The sequence below is a fragment of the Chitinophaga sp. Cy-1792 genome, assembly GCF_011752935.1.
Classification (GTDB): Bacteria; Bacteroidota; Bacteroidia; order Chitinophagales; family Chitinophagaceae; genus Chitinophaga.
Genome location: NZ_VWWO01000002.1, coordinates 2,055,225 through 2,078,319 on the forward strand (window position 1 = coordinate 2,055,225; position 23,095 = coordinate 2,078,319).

At 47.7% G+C, this 23,095-nt stretch carries 2 protein-coding genes; one reads left to right on the forward strand and one right to left on the reverse strand.

All coding sequences use genetic code 11. The features are described from left to right. Window positions 1-22: 22 nt before the first annotated feature. Window positions 23-220: a 50S ribosomal protein L35 gene (rpmI, locus tag F3J22_RS22585; RefSeq protein ID WP_073087562.1), complete on the reverse strand. Its 198-nt coding sequence runs from the start codon at window positions 218-220 to the stop codon at window positions 23-25. 429 nt (window positions 221-649) lie between these two features. On the opposite strand from rpmI, the gene F3J22_RS22590 reads away from it, so the two are divergent. Continuing rightward, window positions 650-22,996 carry a gliding motility-associated C-terminal domain-containing protein gene (locus F3J22_RS22590; RefSeq protein WP_167020193.1) on the forward strand — a complete coding sequence of 7,449 codons (22,347 nt, stop codon included), beginning with the start codon at window positions 650-652 and terminating at the stop codon, window positions 22,994-22,996. Window positions 22,997-23,095: the final 99 nt, after the last annotated feature.

Here is a 23,095-nt window from a genome sequence, read left to right on the forward strand (position 1 = left end):
TTATAAAATTCGATTTCTTAGATTAGCGCATGCAAAGCATTCTCTTAACGAGATTCAGGTTTGCTTCGTTAACCAGCGTACTACCTCTCAGGCTACGTTTTCTCTTAGTAGCTTTTTTGGTCAGTAAGTGACTTTTGAAGGCCTTGAATCGCTTAATCTGTCCGTTCCCGCCAACTTTGAATGTTTTCTTAGCACGGGAATGTGTCTTAAATTTAGGCATCTTACATCAAATTTGGTCTGCAAAGGTAGGGAAAAATATTATAAAAGAACAACCTCTCTGAAAATTCTCCTTCCACACCCTTCTTGTGGAAAACTTTTTTAAGTTTTTTTTAATGTCAGCTAAATTATTGACTATCAGCCAGCACGGCCATTCATGTCAATTAATCTAGTTATTTTTATCATATTATAATTATTATCACTTTTTTTATTTTTGTATATTATTGTTAATTTTAATTTCAATAGTACCATTATTTTAGCCATATCGCGTTTAAATACCGATGCCTATGAAAACATTCTACACACCTGTCAACACTCGCCGGGAGCGTATTCCCGCCGATTTTCATCGATGTATACAGTATCAGTATTGTACGGATTGACGGCTACCTAACCGTTTGATCCTAATGCTTTTTTGATTTAACTGAATACACCTATGAAAAGATTTCTTACCCTCATATTGCTGATACTGTCGTTCGCGCTGCCAGACAAACTCCTGGCGCAGGCGTCGCCACCTGATGGTGTTGGGGATCAACCTTACATCAACATCCCAACGACCACCTGTACCAGCACTACGGACAACCCTTCGTATGTGAGTATAAACGCCTTCATGTGGAACGGCAATTATAACTACACGAATACGAAGGTGGACTGGACGATCACACCGGGAACCAGCGGTGCCTTTACTGTATTGTTCAATAACAACGGTGCGGGGCAGGCGCCACTGTCGAGTTTGACCGGCCAGCCTGCGTGGGGACCTTATAATTCCAACGCCCTGACCCTGCGGTTATTGCTACCGAACACGACTTACACAGTCACTGCTAAAATTTATTATTACATTGGCAAGGATGCAACAAAGATCTACAACGCCACGGTTACAAGAACAATTTTTGCAAAAGACTGCGCCATCCCGAAATGTTATCGCAATAGCACGGCTAAAATGGTCGGAGACTTTACGGAAAACTTTGGCTTTTTCAGGGCTGCAAAACTGGCAGTACCACAAACGGCAAAAGTTCCCTATAAAATCGTCCCAGACACTATACCGCGTTTTTCCAGCGCAGTTATCGGGTATAACAAAAATTCAAATATATATTACAATGATAGTAAAACGGGGAGCTTCCCGGACAATAGCTATGCTATTTACTGGAATTCCAGGTTAAAACAAGAGTGGGATAATGTATTGGATCACACAGGGGATTCATTAAGTGTCACAAAAGATACCGTTTATCATGGCGGTATGCTGATCGCAAATGCGGCACTCGCCCCTAACGTCTTTTATCAGACAACAGTGACGGTATGCCCGGGGTCCAACTATAACTTTACGGCCTGGTTCCTGAACGTAAATACCCCTGAAGTATTCAACTCTACCTGTAGACAGGGAAATCCAGACGGAGGATATCGATACGCCGGGGTAACCTTTGAGATATGGGATGCGACAGGTACTAACCTAAGAGCATCTTTCAATACCTACGACGTATCCATGAACCTGGACTCCAACTCCACCAAATGGTTACAATATGGCGGATCGTTCCGTGTAAATGCTACAGATACAAAGCTGATACTAAAAATCAGAAATAATAATAAAGGAGGATGTGGAAATGATATTGCGATAGATGATATCAACTTTAGTTACTGTCCCCCACAATTTGCGGGATATGTAGATGGTCTGGTAGAAGACGGTGTAACAGAATCAGTACAATGTGCCGGTTCTCCTATTGACCTGACAGCATCCTACGACAAAACCTATTACACAAACCCACAATTTCAATGGCAATATAGTTACGACGATTCCACCTGGTTTAATCTCCAGGATTCTGTAGGAGTCAATACATCAACACATCTGACAGAAACCATCAGAAACGGAAGCAAATCGGCCATTCTACATTTCTTACCAGGCGCATTAACCGGAGATCCAACTAAACCGATCGTCCGGTATTATCGTTTAACAATGTTTGAATTAGGGAGCACCAGTTCCTGTGCAATGCCGTCCAGCCCAATCACCATTACCATTCTTCCTAAACCGATCGTAAATCTGTCGTCGGGACGAATATGTAAGGGCGACAAACTGGAAATGACGGTTACGGGTCTTTTCTCCCGGTATGAATGGATACAACCACCCGGGTATACTGATATAACGGTCGTCGATTACCCGACAGTAAATACGGAATACTCAGCCGTGGGTATTGCCGACTATGGTAATGGCCGTACCTGTACAGATACCGGTTATGCCAAGGTAGTTGTAGATGATCCTCCGACTGTAAAAGTCAGTGCGGATGTGACCTCATTCTGTCTGGGTTCCACTGTACCGTCCAGATTCTATATCGATGCGGCAAATAATGCCTATAATATTACCTGGAACGGTAAATGGACACCATTTACAGCTGCTGACACCCTCTATGCCAGCAAAACGAATCAGTTAACAAATGCTGTGTTCAGTCATGCAGGCCTGAACTATATCAAGGCAACAGTTGTCAAAGGCGTATGTACCGTGAAAGATTCTATTCCGGTGAACGTCTATGCAATTCCTGTTGCCAAAACCACCTATGATAGTTTAATCCAGTGTACCAACACATCCTTCACCATGGCTGCATCAAAACCAGCTACAGGAGAGCAGGGTGTCTGGTCATTCTATTCGGGTTTCAGTCATGGTAGTGTTATTAATAATTATAATAGCCCGACCACAACAGTAACCGTACCTCCAGGCGTAAGAGATACCCTGGTATGGACAATTTCCAACGTGAACAAGTCTGATTGCTCCAGCAGTGCGAAGATTATATTGTTCAACGTTCCGCCGATTACATCGCAGCTGCCAATGACCGACGTAACGCTCTGCGCCGCAGTTGGTTCAAAAGGCAGTGTTCAGGTTACAGCTACACCTCCTGGTCCGGGCGAAATCGGAACATGGACATCCAGCAGTGGTGCAGTGACATTCACTAACCCTAACAGCTATAGCACACAGGCCAACTATACAATGTCCAGTGCTACTACTGTTACCCTGACTTACAAAATCACCAGCACCTATTGCGCCGGTAACACTACCGGTACCATGAAGCTGACGCTGAAATTACCGCCATCTATTACTATTACCAATACACCGGTAACAGGTTGTAGCAGCGATAACAAAGTAACGCTGAACATCGGTACTGCAAGTTCAAATATTACCAACTTCAGCATTTCTGCGCTTGCACCAAATGCAATGCCTGGATTTACTACCATAACAGGTGGTAAACTGAATACCAACAGTAATTATGATCTGGCCATCCCTGCCAATACAGCACCTGGTACCTATACCTTTGTGATGTCTGTATGGGAAGCCAATACAACAACCGGTAATCCATACGATGGCTGTACGACTAATGTAACCTTCACCGTAGTGCTGACCAAGCCATCTACCCCTCCTACCAGCATCACGCCGGCAGTTGCCAGCTTCTGTGACAAGGGAGATGTAAGGCTTGCATTACAGGGCGGTTCACTGGGAACAGCTCCTGATGGTACTACCAATGCCACCTGGAAATGGTATAAAGGTGCATGTCCTGGTACTGCCGGCAGCGTTGCCGTAACACCAGACAGCGCCAGCGCAGATAATTCTGTTGTCGTATTCAGAAACGTTACCACTTCCACCACTTATTATGTCAGAGCAGAAAGTGCAGGCGTATGTGGAAACAGCGTTTGTGTTGCCATTCCGATAACTGTTTATCCAAAACCTGCACAGCCAACAATTGCCAATGTTTCTCCACAGTGTAATAACAGTTCATTCACTGTAAATGCAAGTGCAATTACGACTCCAGGCGCCGCAGGTGTATGGACCATCATCAGTTCCAATCCTAGTGGCATCAATATTGCCAATCCAAACAGTCCTACTACCAATGTATTTGTTCCTGCGGGCGATTCAGTAATGCTGAAATGGTCTGTGGGTAATGGTATTTGTGACTCTTTAAGTGCAACAGTAAAACTCTTTAACTACGCTACACCAACTGTAGCAAATGCCGGCCCGGACCAGAGCGAGTGTCAGAAAACAGATTCATTCCGTATCCATGGTAATGCACCTGCTGTAACTGGTAATATTCCTCAAACTGGTAAATGGACCGTAATATATTATGGTAGCAAAGCTACTCCTGTTGTAATCAGTGCCACATCTCCGGATGCGGCTATCCTGGTTCCTGTCGGCGACAGTGTTCGCCTGGTATGGACGATCACCAGTGGTACCTGCGGCATTTCAACAGATACAGTTGCACTCTATAATTATGCAGCCGCAGCTGCTGCCAATGCAGGTGCTGATCAGAAAGAATGTAACAGAACTACGCCATTCACCCTGACAGCTACCAAACCAGCATCAACTGGTAACATTCCACAGGTAGGTACATGGACCGTAATCTATAAAGGTTCCAATACCGCTCCGGTTCCTTCTGACATTCACAATCCGGCAGCAACCATCTCGGTTCCTGTTGGTGACAGTGTTCAGCTGGTTTGGACAGTAACCTCTGGTAACTGTGCTGCTACTACTGATACTGTAGCCATTTACAATTACCCGGCTACAGCTACAGCTAACGCGGGTGCTGACCAGAAAGAATGTAACAGAACTACGCCATTCACACTGACAGCAACTCCGGTGCCTACTACCGGTAACATTCCACAGGTAGGTACATGGACCGTTATCTATAAAGGTTCCAACACCGCACCAGTTCCTTCTGACATTCACAATCCGGCAGCAACGATTACTGTTCCTGTTGGTGACAGTGTTCAGCTGGTATGGACAGTTACCTCTGGTAACTGTGCCGCTACTACCGATACCGTAGCGATTTACAACTACGCGGCAGCAGCGAAAGCTAACGCAGGTGCTGACCAGAAAGAATGTAACAGAACTACGCCATTCACACTGACAGCAACTCCGGTGCCTGCTACCGGTAACATTCCACAGGTAGGTACATGGACCGTTATTTATAAAGGTGCCAACACCGCTCCAGTTCCTTCTAACATTCACAATCCAGCAGCAACGATTACTGTTCCTGTTGGTGACAGTGTTCAGCTGGTTTGGACAGTAACCTCTGGTAACTGTGCCGCTACTACCGATACTGTAGCGATTTACAACTACCCTGCTACGGCTAAAGCTAACGCAGGTGCTGACCAGAAAGAATGTAACAGAACTACGCCGTTCACCCTGACAGCAACACCAGTACCCACTACCGGTAACATCGCACAGGTAGGTACGTGGACTGTTATTTATAAAGGTGCCAACACCGCTCCAGTTCCTTCTGACATTCATAATCCGGCAGCGACGATCACTGTTCCTGTTGGTGACAGTGTTCAGCTGGTTTGGACAGTAACTTCCGGTAACTGTGCCGCTACTACCGATACTGTAGCAATCTATAACTACGCGGTGGCGGCTAAAGCTAACGCAGGTGCTGACCAGAAAGAATGTAACAGAACTACACCATTCCAACTCTCGGCCACACCGCTACCTACTACCGGTAATATTCCACAGGTAGGTACATGGACTGTTATATATAAAGGTTCCAACACCACACCGGTTCCTTCATCTTATACTAAACCTGATGCAACCATCACTGTTGCGCCTGGTGACAGCGTTCAACTGGTATGGACGGTAACTTCCGGTAACTGTGCCGTTACTACCGATACCGTAGCAATTTACAACTACCCTGCTACGGCTAAAGCTAACGCAGGTGCTGACCAGAAAGAATGTAACAGAACTACACCATTCACCCTGGCTGCTACACCAGTGCCTACTACCGGTAACATTCCACAGGTAGGTACATGGACAGTAATCTATAAAGGTTCCAACACCGCTCCAGTTCCTTCTGACATTCACAATCCGGCAGCAACCATCACCGTTCCTGTTGGTGACAGTGTTCAACTGGTTTGGACTGTAACTTCCGGTAACTGTGCCGCTACTACCGATACCGTAGCGATTTACAACTACCCTGCTACGGCTAAAGCTAATGCAGGTGCTGACCAGAAAGAATGTAACAGAACAACACCATTCACCCTGGCTGCTACACCAGTGCCTACTACCGGAAACATTCCACAGGTAGGTACATGGACTGTTATCTATAAAGGTGCTAACGCAGCGCCGGTTCCGTCTGACATTCACAATCCGGCAGCAACGATCACCGTTCCTGTTGGTGACAGTATTCAACTGGTTTGGACAGTAACTTCTGGTAACTGTGCCGCTACTACCGATACCGTAGCGATTTACAACTACGCGGCAGCAGCGAAAGCTAACGCGGGTGCTGACCAGAAAGAATGTAACAGAATTACGCCATTCACCCTGACAGCTACACCAGTGCCTGCTACCGGAAACATTCCACAGGTAGGTACATGGACCGTAATCTATAAAGGTTCCAATACTGCACCGGTTCCTTCTGACATTCACAATCCGGCAGCAACCATTACTGTTCCTGTTGGTGACAGTGTTCAGCTGGTATGGACAGTAACCTCTGGTAACTGTGCCGCTACTACCGATACCGTAGCGATTTACAACTATCCTGCTACTGCCAAAGCTAACGCAGGTGCTGACCAGAAAGAATGTAACAGAACATCGCCATTCACCCTGACAGCTACACCAGTACCTACTACCGGTAACATCGCACAGGTAGGTACATGGACTGTTATCTATAAAGGTTCCAATACCGCTCCTGCTCCTTCTGACATCCACAATCCGGCAGCAACCATCACGGTTCCTGTTGGTGACAGTGTTCAGCTGGTTTGGACAGTAACCTCTGGTAACTGTGCTGCTACTACTGATACCGTAGCAATCTATAACTACGCGGTAGCAGCTACTGCCAATGCAGGTGCTGACCAGAAAGAATGTAACAGAACTACGCCATTCCAACTTGCGGCTACACCACTTCCTACTACCGGTAATATTCCACAGGTAGGTACATGGACCGTAATCTATAAAGGTTCCAATACCGCACCAGTTCTTTCATCTTATACTAAACCTGATGCAACCATCACTGTTGCGCCTGGTGACAGTGTTCAACTGGTATGGACGGTAACTTCCGGTAACTGTGCTGCTACTACCGATACCGTAGCGATTTACAACTACGCGGCAGCAGCGAAAGCTAATGCAGGTGCTGATCAGAAAGAATGTAACAGAACTACTGCATTCAACCTGGCTGCTACGCCAGTGCCTACTACCGGTAACATTCCACAGGTAGGTACATGGACAGTAATCTATAAAGGTTCCAATACCGCTCCGGTTCCTTCTGACATTCACAATCCAGCAGCAACTATCACGGTTCCTGTTGGTGATAGTGTTCAACTGGTATGGACAGTAACCTCTGGTAATTGTGCCGCTACTACCGATACCGTAGCTATTTACAACTACCCTGCTACTGCCAAAGCTAACGCAGGTGCTGACCAGAAAGAATGTAACAGAACATCGCCATTCACCCTGACAGCTACGCCAGTGCCTACTACCGGTAACATTCCACAGGTAGGTACATGGACAGTAATCTATAAAGGTTCCAATACCGCTCCGGTTCCTTCTGACATCCACAATCCAACAGCAACGATTACTGTTCCTGTTGGTGATAGTGTTCAGCTGGTTTGGACAGTAACTTCCGGTAACTGTGCTGCTACTACCGATACCGTAGCGATTTACAACTACGCGGCAGCAGCGAAAGCTAACGCGGGTGCTGACCAGAAAGAATGTAACAGAACAACGCCATTCACACTGACAGCAACTCCGGTGCCTACTACCGGTAACATTCCACAGGTAGGTACATGGACTGTTATCTATAAAGGTTCCAATACCGCTCCAGTTCCTTCTGACATCCACAATCCAACAGCAACCATCACGGTTCCTGTTGGTGACAGTGTTCAGCTGGTATGGACAGTAACCTCTGGTAACTGTGCCGCTACTACCGACACCGTAGCGATTTACAACTATCCTGCTACTGCTAAAGCTAACGCAGGTGCAGACCAGAAAGAATGTAACAGAACTACGCCGTTCACCCTGACAGCTACACCAGTGCCTACTACCGGTAACATCGCACAGGTAGGTACATGGACCGTGATCTATAAAGGTTCCAACACAGCGCCAGTTCCTTCTGATATTCATAATCCAACAGCAATCATCACGGTTCCTGTTGGTGACAGTGTTCAGCTGGTTTGGACAGTAACCTCTGGTAACTGTGCAGCTACTACTGATACCGTAGCAATCTATAACTACGCGGTAGCAGCTACTGCCAATGCAGGTGCTGACCAGAAAGAATGTAACAGAACTGCGCCATTCCAACTTGCGGCTACACCACTTCCTACTACCGGTAATATTCCACAGGTAGGTACATGGACAGTAATCTATAAAGGTTCCAACACCGCACCAGTTCCTTCATCTTATACTAAACCTGATGCAACCATTACTGTTGCACCTGGTGACAGTGTTCAACTGGTATGGACGGTAACTTCCGGTAACTGTGCTGCTACTACCGATACCGTAGCGATTTACAACTACGCGGCAGCAGCGAAAGCTAATGCAGGTGCTGACCAGAAAGAATGTAACAGAACTACTGCATTCAACCTGGCTGCTACACCAGTGCCTACTACCGGTAATATTCCACAGGTAGGTACATGGACCGTAATCTATAAAGGTTCCAATACCGCTCCGGTTCCTTCTGACATTCACAATCCGGCAGCAACTATCACTGTCCCTGTTGGTGACAGTGTTCAGCTGGTTTGGACAGTAACCTCTGGTAACTGTGCTGCTACTACCGATACCGTAGCTATTTACAACTACCCTGCTACGGCTACTGCTAAAGCGGGTGCTGACCAGAAAGAATGTAACAGAACTACACCGTTCACCCTGACAGCAACACCGGTGCCTACTACCGGTAACATTCCACAGGTAGGTACATGGACTGTGATCTATAAAGGTTCCAACGCAGCGCCGGTTCCTTCTGACATTCACAATCCAGCAGCAACGATCACCGTTCCTGTTGGTGACAGTGTTCAGCTGGTTTGGACAGTAACCTCTGGTAACTGTGCCGCTACTACTGATACCGTAGCAATCTACAACTATGCGGCAGCAGCGAAAGCTAACGCAGGTACCGACCAGAAAGAATGTAACAGAACAACTGCATTCAACCTGGCTGCTACGCCAGTGCCTACTACCGGTAACATTCCACAGGTAGGTACATGGACCGTAATCTATAAAGGTTCCAATACTGCACCGGTTCCTTCTGACATCCACAATCCAGCAGCAACGATTACCGTTCCTGTTGGTGACAGTGTTCAGCTGGTTTGGACAGTAACTTCCGGTAACTGTGCCGCTACTACCGATACCGTAGCGATTTACAACTATCCTGCTACTGCCAAAGCTAACGCAGGTGCAGACCAGAAAGAATGTAACAGAACATCGCCATTCACACTGACAGCTACACCAGTACCTACTACCGGTAACATCGCACAGGTAGGTACATGGACTGTGATTTATAAAGGTTCCAATACCGCTCCTACTCCTTCTGACATCCACAATCCGGCAGCAACCATCACGGTTCCTGTTGGTGACAGTGTTCAGCTGGTATGGACAGTAACTTCTGGTAACTGTGCCGCTACTACTGATACCGTAGCAATCTATAACTACGCGGTAGCAGCTACTGCCAATGCAGGTGCTGACCAGAAAGAATGTAACAGAACTGCGCCATTCCAACTTGCGGCTACACCACTTCCTACTACCGGTAATATTCCACAGGTAGGTACATGGACAGTAATCTATAAAGGTTCCAACACCGCACCAGTTCCTTCATCTTATACTAAACCTGATGCAACCATTACTGTTGCACCTGGTGACAGTGTTCAACTGGTATGGACGGTAACTTCCGGTAACTGTGCTGCTACTACCGATACCGTAGCGATTTACAACTACGCGGCTGCAGCGAAAGCTAATGCAGGTCCGGACCAGAAAGAATGTAACAGAACAACTGCATTCAACCTGGCTGCTACGCCAGTGCCTACTACCGGTAACATTCCACAGGTAGGTACATGGACAGTGATTTATAAAGGTTCCAATACTGCTCCGGTTCCTTCTGACATTCACAATCCGGCAGCAACTATCACTGTTCCTGTTGGTGACAGTGTTCAGCTGGTATGGACAGTAACCTCTGGTAACTGTGCTGCTACTACCGATACCGTAGCGATTTACAACTATCCTGCTACTGCCAAAGCTAACGCAGGTGCTGACCAGAAAGAATGTAACAGAACATCGCCATTCACCCTGACAGCAACACCAGTGCCTACTACCGGTAATATTCCACAGGTAGGTACATGGACCGTTATTTATAAAGGTTCCAATACTGCACCGGTTCCTTCTGACATCCACAATCCGGCAGCAACTATCACCGTTCCTGTTGGTGACAGTGTTCAGCTGGTTTGGACAGTAACTTCTGGTAACTGTGCAGCTACTACTGATACCGTAGCAATCTACAACTACGCGGAAGCAGCGAAAGCTAACGCAGGTGCTGACCAGAAAGAATGTAACAGAACTACTGCATTCAACCTGGCTGCTACGCCGGTGCCTACTACCGGTAACATTCCACAGGTAGGTACATGGACTGTGATTTATAAAGGTTCCAATACTGCACCGGTTCCTTCTGACATCCACAATCCAACAGCAACGATTACCGTTCCTGTTGGTGACAGTGTTCAGCTGGTTTGGACAGTAACTTCCGGTAACTGTGCCGCTACTACCGATACCGTAGCGATTTACAACTACCCTGCTACTGCCAAAGCTAACGCAGGTGCTGACCAGAAAGAATGTAACAGAACAACTGCATTCGACCTGGCTGCTACACCTGTGCCTACTACCGGAAACATTCCACAGGTAGGTACATGGACCGTGATTTATAAAGGTTCCAACGCAGCGCCGGTTCCTTCTGACATCCACAATCCAACAGCAACGATTACCGTTCCTGTTGGTGACAGTGTTCAGCTGGTTTGGACAGTAACCTCTGGTAACTGTGCCGCTACTACCGATACCGTAGCTATTTACAACTACCCTGCTACGGCCAAAGCTAACGCAGGTGCTGACCAGAAAGAATGTAACAGAACATCGCCATTCACACTGACAGCTACACCAGTGCCTACTACCGGTAACATACCACAGGTAGGTACATGGACTGTTATCTATAAAGGTTCCAATACCACTCCGGTTCCTTCTGACATTCACAATCCGGCAGCAACCATTACGGTTCCTGTTGGTGACAGTGTGCAACTGGTTTGGACAGTAACCTCTGGTAACTGTGCTGCTACTACTGATACCGTAGCTATTTACAACTACGCGGCAGCAGCTACTGCCAATGCAGGTGCTGACCAGAAAGAATGTAACAGAACAACTGCATTCAACCTGGCTGCTACGCCAGTGCCTACTACCGGTAATATTCCGCAGGTAGGTACATGGACAGTGATCTATAAAGGTTCCAATACCGCTCCGGTTCCTTCTGACATCCACAATCCAACAGCAACCATCACGGTTCCTGTTGGTGACAGTGTTCAGCTGGTTTGGACAGTAACTTCTGGTAACTGTGCTGCTACTACCGATACCGTAGCGATTTACAACTACCCTGCTACTGCTACTGCTAAAGCGGGTGCTGACCAGAAAGAATGTAACAGAACTACTGCATTCAACCTGGCTGCTACGCCAGTACCTACTACCGGTAACATTCCACAGGTAGGTACATGGACTGTTATCTATAAAGGTTCCAATACCGCTCCTGCTCCTTCTGACATCCACAATCCGGCAGCAACGATCACCGTTCCTGTTGGTGACAGTGTTCAGCTAGTTTGGACAGTAACTTCCGGTAACTGTACCGCTACTACCGACACCGTAGCGATTTACAACTACGCGGCAGCAGCGAAAGCTAATGCAGGTGCGGACCAGAAAGAATGTAACAGAACAACTGCATTCAACCTGGCTGCTACGCCGGTGCCTACTACCGGTAACATTCCACAGGTAGGTACATGGACTGTGATTTATAAAGGTTCCAATACCGCTCCAGTTCCTTCTGACATCCACAATCCAGCAGCAACGATTACCGTTCCTGTTGGTGACAGTGTTCAGCTGGTTTGGACAGTAACTTCCGGTAACTGTGCCACTACTACCGATACCGTAGCGATTTACAACTACCCTGCTACTGCTACTGCTAAAGCGGGTGCTGACCAGAAAGAATGTAACAGAACTACTGCATTCAACCTGGCTGCTACGCCAGTACCTACTACCGGTAACATCGCGCAGGTAGGTACATGGACTGTTATCTATAAAGGTTCCAATACCGCTCCTGCTCCTTCTGACATCCACAATCCGGCAGCAACGATTACCGTTCCTGTTGGTGACAGTGTTCAGCTGGTTTGGACAGTAACCTCTGGTAACTGTGCTGCTACTACCGATACCGTAGCGATCTACAACTACCCTGCTACTGCCAAAGCTAACGCAGGTGCTGACCAGAAAGAATGTAACAGAACATCGCCATTCACCCTGACAGCTACACCAGTGCCTACTACCGGTAATATTCCACAGGTAGGTACATGGACCGTGATCTATAAAGGTTCCAATACCGCTCCGGTTCCTTCTGACATCCACAATCCGGCAGCAACGATCACCGTTCCTGTTGGTGACAGTGTTCAGCTGGTTTGGACAGTAACCTCTGGTAACTGTGCTGCTACTACCGACACCGTAGCGATTTACAACTATCCTGCTACTGCTAAAGCTAACGCAGGTGCTGACCAGAAAGAATGTAACAGAACAACTGCATTCAACCTGGCTGCTACACCAGTGCCTACTACCGGTAATATTCCACAGGTAGGTACATGGACCGTGATCTATAAAGGTTCCAATACCGCTCCGGTTCCTTCTGACATTCACAATCCGGCAGCAAACATCACTGTCCCTGTTGGTGACAGTGTTCAGCTGGTTTGGACAGTAACTTCCGGTAACTGTGCTGCTACTACTGATACCGTAGCGATCTACAACTACCCTGCTACTGCCAAAGCTAACGCAGGTGCTGACCAGAAAGAATGTAACAGAACATCGCCATTCACCCTGACAGCTACACCAGTGCCTACTACCGGTAACATTCCACAGGTAGGTACATGGACAGTAATCTATAAAGGTTCCAACACAGCGCCGGTTCCTTCTGACATTCACAATCCAGCAGCAACGATCACCGTTCCTGTTGGTGACAGTGTTCAGCTGGTTTGGACAGTAACTTCCGGTAACTGTGCAGCTACTACCGATACCGTAGCAATCTACAACTACGCGGCAGCAGCGAAAGCTAACGCGGGTGCTGACCAGAAAGAATGTAACAGAACAACTGCATTCAACCTGGCTGCTACGCCGGTGCCTACTACCGGTAACATTCCACAGGTAGGTACATGGACCGTTATTTATAAAGGTTCCAATACCGCTCCTGCTCCTTCTGACATCCACAATCCGGCAGCAACCATCACCGTTCCTGTTGGTGACAGTGTTCAGCTGGTTTGGACAGTAACTTCCGGTAACTGTGCCGCTACTACCGATACCGTAGCGATTTACAACTACGCGGCAGCAGCGAAAGCTAACGCAGGTACTGACCAGAAAGAATGTAACAGAACAACTGCATTCAACCTGGCTGCTACACCAGTGCCTACTACCGGAAACATTCCACAGGTAGGTACATGGACTGTTATCTATAAAGGTGCTAACACAGCGCCGGTTCCTTCTGACATTCACCTCGCAACAGCAACCATCACCGTTCCTGTTGGTGACAGTGTTCAGCTGGTTTGGACAGTAACTTCTGGTAACTGTGCTGCTACTACCGATACCGTAGCAATCTACAACTACGCGGTGGCAGCTACTGCCAATGCAGGTGCTGACCAGAAAGAATGTAACAGAACTACGCCGTTCACCCTGGCTGCTACGCCGGTGCCTACTACCGGAAACATTCCACAGGTAGGTACATGGACCGTTATTTATAAAGGTTACAACGCAGCGCCGGTTCCTTCTGACATTCACCTCGCAACAGCAACGATTACCGTTCCAGTTGGTGACAGTGTTCAGCTGGTTTGGACAGTAACTTCCGGTAACTGTGCTGCTACTACCGATACCGTAGCGATCTACAACTACGCGGCAGCAGCGAAAGCTAACGCAGGTGCTGACCAGAAAGAATGTAACAGAACAACTGCATTCAACCTGGCTGCTACGCCAGTGCCTACTACCGGTAACATTCCACAGGTAGGTACATGGACAGTAATCTATAAAGGTTACAACGCAGCGCCGGTTCCTTCTGACATTCACAATCCGGCAGCAACCATCACGGTTCCTGTTGGTGACAGTGTTCAGCTGGTTTGGACAGTAACTTCCGGTAACTGTGTCGCTACTACCGATACCGTAGCGATCTACAACTACCCTGCTACTGCCAAAGCTAACGCGGGTGCTGACCAGAAAGAATGTAACAGAACTACACCGTTCACACTGACAGCAACTCCAGTGCCTACTACCGGTAACATTCCACAGATAGGTACATGGACCGTAATCTATAAAGGTTCCAACGCAGCGCCGGTTCCTTCTGACATTCACCTCGCAACAGCAACTATTACCGTTCCTGTTGGTGACAGTGTTCAGCTGGTTTGGACAGTAACTTCCGGTAACTGTGCCGCTACTACCGATACCGTAGCGATTTACAACTACGCGGCAGCAGCGAAAGCTAACGCGGGTGCTGACCAGAAAGAATGTAACAGAACTACGCCGTTCACCCTGACAGCTACACCAGTACCTACTACCGGTAACATCGCACAGGTAGGTACATGGACTGTTATCTATAAAGGTTCCAACACAGCGCCGGTTCCTTCTGACATTCACAATCCGGCAGCAACGATTACTGTTCCTGTAGGCGACAGCGTTCAGCTGGTATGGACAGTAACCTCTGGTAACTGTGCTGCTACTACCGATACCGTAGCAATCTACAACTACGCGGTGGCAGCTACTGCCAATGCAGGTGCTGACCAGAAAGAATGTAACAGAACTACGCCGTTCACCCTGGCTGCTACGCCGGTGCCTACTACCGGAAACATTCCACAGGTAGGTACATGGACTGTTATCTATAAAGGTTCCAATACCGCTCCGGTTCCTTCTGACATTCACCTCGCAACAGCAACCATCACTGTTCCTGTTGGTGACAGTGTTCAGCTGGTTTGGACAGTAACCTCTGGTAACTGTGCCGTTACTACCGATACCGTAGCGATTTACAACTACCCTGCTACGGCTAAAGCTAACGCAGGTGCTGATCAGAAAGAATGTAACAGAACATCGCCGTTCACACTGACAGCAACTCCAGTGCCTGCTACCGGTAACATTCCACAGATAGGTACATGGACCGTAATCTATAAAGGTGCTAACGCAGCGCCGGTTCCTTCTGACATCCACAATCCGGCAGCAACCATTACCGTTCCAGTTGGTGATAGCGTTCAATTGGTTTGGACAGTAACCTCTGGTAACTGTGCCGCTACTACCGATACCGTAGCGATCTACAACTACGCGGCAGCAGCGAAAGCTAACGCAGGTACCGACCAGAAAGAATGTAACAGAACAACTGCATTCAACCTGGCTGCTACGCCAGTGCCTACTACCGGTAACATTCCACAGGTAGGTACATGGACAGTAATCTATAAAGGTTCCAACGCAGCGCCGGTTCCTTCTGACATCCATAATCCGGCAGCAACCATCACGGTTCCTGTTGGTGACAGTGTTCAGCTGGTTTGGACAGTAACTTCCGGTAACTGTGTCGCTACTACCGATACCGTAGCGATCTACAACTACCCTGCTACTGCCAAAGCTAACGCGGGTGCTGACCAGAAAGAATGTAACAGAACTACACCGTTCACACTGACAGCAACTCCAGTGCCTACTACCGGTAACATTCCACAGATAGGTACATGGACCGTAATCTATAAAGGTTCCAACGCAGCGCCGGTTCCTTCTGACATTCACCTCGCAACAGCAACTATTACCGTTCCTGTTGGTGACAGTGTTCAGCTGGTTTGGACAGTAACTTCCGGTAACTGTGCCGCTACTACCGATACCGTAGCGATTTACAACTACGCGGCAGCAGCGAAAGCTAACGCGGGTGCGGACCAGAAAGAATGTAACAGAACTACTGCATTCAACCTGGCTGCTACACCAGTGCCTACTACCGGAAACATTCCACAGGTAGGTACATGGACAGTAATCTATAAAGGTTCCAATACCGCTCCAGTTCCTTCTGACATCCACAATCCGGCAGCAACCATCACGGTTCCTGTTGGGGACAGTGTTCAGCTGGTTTGGACAGTAACTTCTGGTAACTGTGCCGCTACTACTGATACCGTAGCGATCTACAACTACCCTGCTACTGCTACTGCTAAAGCGGGTGCTGACCAGAAAGAATGTAACAGAACAACGCCATTCACCTTGGCTGCTACACCAGTGCCTACTACCGGTAACATTCCACAGGTAGGTACATGGACCGTGATCTATAAAGGTGCTAACACAGCGCCGGTTCCTTCTGACATTCACCTCGCAACAGCAACCATCACTGTTCCTGTTGGTGACAGTGTTCAACTGGTATGGACAGTAACTTCTGGTAACTGTGCTGCTACTACCGATACCGTAGCGATTTACAACTACCCTGCTACGGCTAAAGCTAACGCAGGTGCTGATCAGAAAGAATGTAACAGAACATCGCCGTTCACACTGACAGCAACTCCAGTGCCTACTACCGGTAACATTCCACAGATAGGTACATGGACCGTAATCTATAAAGGTTCCAACGCAGCGCCGGTTCCTTCTGACATCCACAATCCAACAGCAACGATTACCGTTCCAGTTGGTGATAGCGTTCAGCTGGTATGGACAGTAACTTCCGGTAACTGTGCCGCTACTACCGATACCGTAGCGATCTACAACTACCCTGCTACTGCTACTGCTAAAGCGGGTGCTGACCAGAAAGAATGTAACAGAACTACGCCGTTCCAACTGGCTGCTACACCAGTACCTGCTACCGGTAATATTCCACAGGTAGGTACATGGACTGTCATCTATAAAGGCACCAACCCTGTACCAGTGGTTTCTTCACTCAACGACCCGGCTGCAACAATTGCAGTTCCTGTTGGTGACAGTGTAAGACTGGTATGGACCGTAACTTCCGGTAACTGTGCTGCTACTACTGATACCGTATCGATTTACAACTACGCTGTTTCAGCTACTGCTAAAGCAGGCGCTGACCAGAAAGAATGTAACAGAACTACGCCGTTCCAACTGGCTGCAACACCGGTGCCTACTACCGGTAACATTCCACAGGTAGGTACATGGACCGTGATCTATAAAGGTTCCAACGCAGCGCCGGTTCCTTCTTCGCTCATCAAACCTGATGCAACCATCACTGTTGCTCCTGGTGATAGCGTACAGTTGGTATGGACAGTAACTGCCGGTAACTGTGCTGCTACTACCGATACCGTTGCCATTTACAATTATGCTGCTACAGCAAATGCGAACGCAGGTGCTGATCAGAAAGAGTGTAACAGAACAACTCCTTTCCAACTGGCTGCAACTCCAATACCAACTACCGGAAATATTCCTCAGGTTGGTACATGGAAAGTAATCTATAAAGGAACCAACCCTGTACCAGTGGTTTCCTCGCTCAACAACCCAGCTGCAACTGTTTCAGTTCCGGTAGGTGATAGCGTTCAACTGGTATGGACAGTAACCTCTGGTAACTGTGCCGCTAATACCGACACCATGGCTATCTATAACTACGCTCCTGCTGTAAAAGCTTACGCAGGGCTGGATAGAGAAGCTTGTCAGAAAAAAGATACCTTCCAACTGGCTGCTGATGTACCTGCCATCACTGGTAACATCCGTCAGACAGGTAAATGGACTGTAATCTATTCCGGTAACCAACAGGTTCCTGTGCCTACTCCGGACACCGCTCATAACGCAGGTGTTTATGTACAGCCAGGTGACAGTGCAATACTGGTATGGACTGTATACAGTGGTACTTGTGCTACTACTTCGGATACCATGGTTATCAAAAACTACGCTGCAGCAGCGAAAGCCATTGCAGGTAAAGACCTGAAAGAGTGTGAAAGACAAACCGCATTCATGCTGAATGCCACTCCACTGCCTGCAACCGGAACAATTCCACAGGTAGGTACATGGAGTGTGGTATCCTTCACTACCCAGTCTGGTAATGCAACACCTTCTATCATCAACCCACACAGCGTAAATGCTGAAATCAATGTACTCCCTGGCGACAGTGTTGTACTGAAATGGAAAGTGGAAGGTGGTAACTGTGCAAGCGACAGCGCAATGATCTCTGTAGTAAACTACAAGAAAGCTGCTGCTGCAAATGCAGGCACTAATCAAAAAATATGTGCTACGTCTAACGACTTTATCATGAACGCCAACAAACCAGATGTAACGACCGCATTTGGAACCTGGACAGTAGTTTATGGTAACGCTATCGTTAAACAAGTAAATAATTACGCTTCTCCTGTTACTGTTCCTGTTGGTGACAGCTCAGTATTACGCTGGACTATCCACAACGGAACCTGCGACACTACCACCAGTCTTGTTACGCTTGTTAACTATAAAACTGCGAGCAAAGCAGTGGCAGGTAGCAACCAGGAAAAATGTAACAGCAGCGATGACTTTGTAATGGCAGCTAACCAACCGGATGTTTCAACAGCATTTGGTACCTGGACAGTGGTTTCCGGTAATGCAACCATCCACGCTCCTAACGCTTACAATACAACAGTAACCGTGACTCCTGGCAACAGCGCAGTTCTCCAGTGGACTATCTACAACGGAAGCTGTACTTCTACCAGTAGCACTGTAACGCTGATCAACTATGCCGCGGCTGACAAAGCTGATGCAGGCCCTGATCAGTCAGCATGTAACCAGGCCGCTCCATTTACCCTCGCAGCTAACAAACCAAGTGTAAGTACTGCTACCGGTATGTGGACAATCGTAAAAGGTATCGCGTCTATCTCTGACAAAAACCTTTATAACGCAACAGTAACAGTACAACCTGGCGATACCATCGTTCTCAGATGGACCATCTCTAACGGTAACTGTACTTCTACTGAAGATGAAGTGACCATCATCAACTACAAAAAACCTGTTGATGCCGTTGCCGGCGCTAACCAGGAACATTGCGACGACGCTAACTTCCAGATGCATGCAAGTGATCCTGGTGTAGCGGGTGCAATCGGTACCTGGATCGTAACTGGTGGCGACAAAACGAAAGTGACTATCAGCAACGAAAATGATAAAGACGCTGTAATCACTGTTCAGGCAGGTGAAACTGTTCAGATGACATGGGTGGTTAGCAACGGTGTATGTAATGCTTCCAGCAGCAGCTTAACACTGATCAACCGTAAACCTATCCTGAACAACACCATCAGCAGCGATCAGACACTCTGTAAATCAGAAACTGCTGCTGCCCTCACTGGTGGCATCCTGACCGGCGGTAACGGTACCTATACCTACCAATGGCAGTCCAGCACCAATGGCGCAGCCGGTCCGTTCACTAATATCAGTGGCGCAACCAACGATACCTACCAACCTGGTATCCTCGCAGCCAACACCTGGTACAGAAGACTGGTTACTTCTGGTGCTTGTATCAGCAACATCAGCAACGTGGTTAACCTGGTGGTAGTTACCCAGAATCCGATCGTAACTACTACACCGCCTTCATTCACGACCGAATGCGTCCTGAATAAAGACTATACCACCATGTTCGGCACACCGGTATTCAGCCACACGCCGTATATCAACGAACAACTGACTGTTACCTTCAGCGATGTAACAACTATCATTAACGCATGTACGAAAACAATCACCCGTACATGGGTTGCGATGGACAGATGCGGTCTGAGTGTGAAAACATCTCAAACAATTACAGTAGTAGATACAAAAGCTCCTGTATTCAAAACAACTGCTCCTGCCAACGTAACTGTTGATTGTGATAAAGTACCTGCCAAAGTAAACCTCATCGCTAAAGATGATTGCGGCGGCGATATCACCATCGTTCCTGTGGAAGTAAGAAAAGATATCCCAGGCAACTGTGCCAACAGCTACCAGCTGATCCGCACATGGACCGCCAGAGATGCCTGCAACACAGGTGCTACATTAACACAGATTATCACTGTACAGGATACTACCCGTCCGGTGTTCACCATGCCTACTCCGGCTAATACTACCGTAGACTGTGATAAAGTACCGCAAGGCACCAACCTCACAGCGAGCGATAACTGTACTGCCGGTGTGATTACGGCCACATTCAAAGATGTAACCGTACGTCAGCCAGGTGATTGTCAAAGCAAATACACGATCTACCGTACCTGGACAGCTACAGACGAATGCGGTAACGCAGCCACTGTTCAGCAGATCATCAACGTACAGGATACCACCCGTCCGGTATTCAGTATGCAGGCGCCTAAAGATACCGTGGTTGATTGCGACAAAGTACCAGGATGGCCTGTTATCAGCGCTTCCGACAACTGCACAGGCAGTATTCAGGTAGTCACTAACTCTAAAATTGTTAAACTGCCTGGTTCATGCAGCGGCAGCTATGTAGAAGTAAGAACATGGACTGCTACAGATGCTTGTAACAACGTAGCTAAAATGCAGCAGATGATCACCGTTCAGGATACGATCAAACCTGTGTTTACAATTATGCCTCCTGCCGACACAACAGTGAGCTGTGATGCAATCCCTGCTCCAGACCCTAACGTGACAGCAACAGACAATTGTAGCTCCGGTACAAGCCTGAAAGTGACCAGGACCATCACCACTGAAAGCATCCCTGGTGCTTGCGGCAACAACTACCGCATCATCAGAACATGGACTGCCATCGATGCATGTACTAATAAAACAGTGGTTCGTCAGGTAATTACCGTGGTAGATACTACCCGTCCGGTAGTCATCGGTCAACCAGCAGATATCACCATCTACTGTCAGGATAAAATCCCGGCTCCGGTGACACTCATCGCAACGGACAACTGTGACCCAAGCTTCCCTAAGAAAGCTACCTACAGTGAAGATCCTTATGTGAAAGATATCTGTAAGGGTTATACCATCACCAGAAGATGGACCGTGCTCGATGCTTGTGGCAACAAAGCCAATGATGTTATCCAGCATGTATTCATCAAACCTTGTGATAAACCACAACTGAATCCGAATATCCCAACCAACTGTTCTGACAATCCTAGAATAGTCCTGGAAAGTGTAGGTAACGTAACCCGTCCAACCTATACCCTGGTAGCAGTTACGCCTTCAAATGCAGTAACCGGCCTGCCAATGACACAGTCAGGTAACATATTCAACCTGAACGGCGCAACAAGTGCTTCCTTCATTATCACTGACGGTAACACGGGCTGTTCTTCTGATACAGTTACCTATGCATTGAAATACATCCAGAAACCTGTGGTTAAACTGGGCAAAGACACCACCATCTGCGGTGGTAACAGCCTGGTACTCGATGCAGGTGCTGCTAACTTCGGATACACCATCAAATGGTCTACCGGCGAAACAACACAACGTATCAACGTAACCAAAGCAGGTACTTACTGGGTGAATGTATCTAACGGTCAATGTGCGACCACCGATACCATCAAAGTTGGACTGATACCAACTCCTCTGGTAGTGATCCCTGATACTACCATCTGCCGCGGTCAGTCAGTTAAACTGGATGCTTATGTAAATGGCGCCACTTACCTCTGGAGTAACGGTTCTACCGCTTCTTCCATCCTGGTAAGCACACAGGAAGACTTCTGGGTGAAAGTTACCAAGAGCGGTTGTATCACGATCGATACTGTTAAAGTAAGCGTGAACCCTCCACCAGATATCAGCCTGAGTCGCGACACGACTATCTGTCCTGACCAGTCTATCATGCTGACAGTAAACACCAACGGAGGCCGTGTACAATGGCTGACAGGTGAAACCAGCAACTCCATCATCGTCAACAAACCTGGCGGATACTGGGTAGCTGTAAGCAGAGACAACTGCGTGGTACGTGATACCGTTAACGTAAGACTGAAACCAGAAATCAAAGTAGATCTGGGACCTGACAGAAATATCTGCCCTGGCACCACGATCACACTGGATGGTACTACAGATAATGCTATCTCTTACCTCTGGAACGACGGCGATCCTAACCCGGTTAAGGCTATCACCGCTGCCGGTAAATACAAGATCGCAGTAATGGATAAATTCTGTCAGCGCGTGTACATGGATAGCGTGAAAGTGGCTGTAACAGGATTACCAAAAGTGAACCTGGGTAACGACACGGTAATGTGTAAAGGTGAAACCCTCACACTCCGTGCTCTGGGAACTGGCATCACTGCTGTACGCTGGGATAATGGTTCCACTGCTCCAACACTCAATGTGACACAAAGCGGTAACTACACCGTAACCGTGTTCAATGATTGCGGCAGCGCTACCGATAATATCACCGTAAACTTCACAGAATGTGAACCTAAACCGGAATTCCCTAACGCCTTCTCTCCTAACGGCGACGGACGTAACGATGTATTCAGACCAGTGGTTCGCGGACCAATGTACGAATACGAACTGCGCATCTTCAACCGCTGGGGTGAACTGATCTTCATCTCTTCTGATCAACACAGAGGATGGGATGGTAAATACAAAGGCGTACCTGTGGATATCGGAACATATGTGTGGTGGCTGACATATAAGAAGTCTGCCAACGGTACAGCAAATGTTATCAAAGGCGAAGTAACAGTTATCAGGTAAAACCGGTAACCGCCATAAATCTGAAAGCCGTCTCTGCAACGCAGAGGCGGCTTTCTTTTTCAAACATTACTGGTGCCATTTTTGTATATTTTTCCGGGA

What these genes read in the sequence shown, in the direction of transcription:
- rpmI (WP_073087562.1), bottom strand. Translation starts at nt 220, where the DNA reads ATGCCTAAATTTAAGACACATTCCCGTGCTAAGAAAACATTCAAAGTT.
- F3J22_RS22590 (WP_167020193.1), top strand. Translation starts at nt 650, where the DNA reads ATGAAAAGATTTCTTACCCTCATATTGCTGATACTGTCGTTCGCGCTG.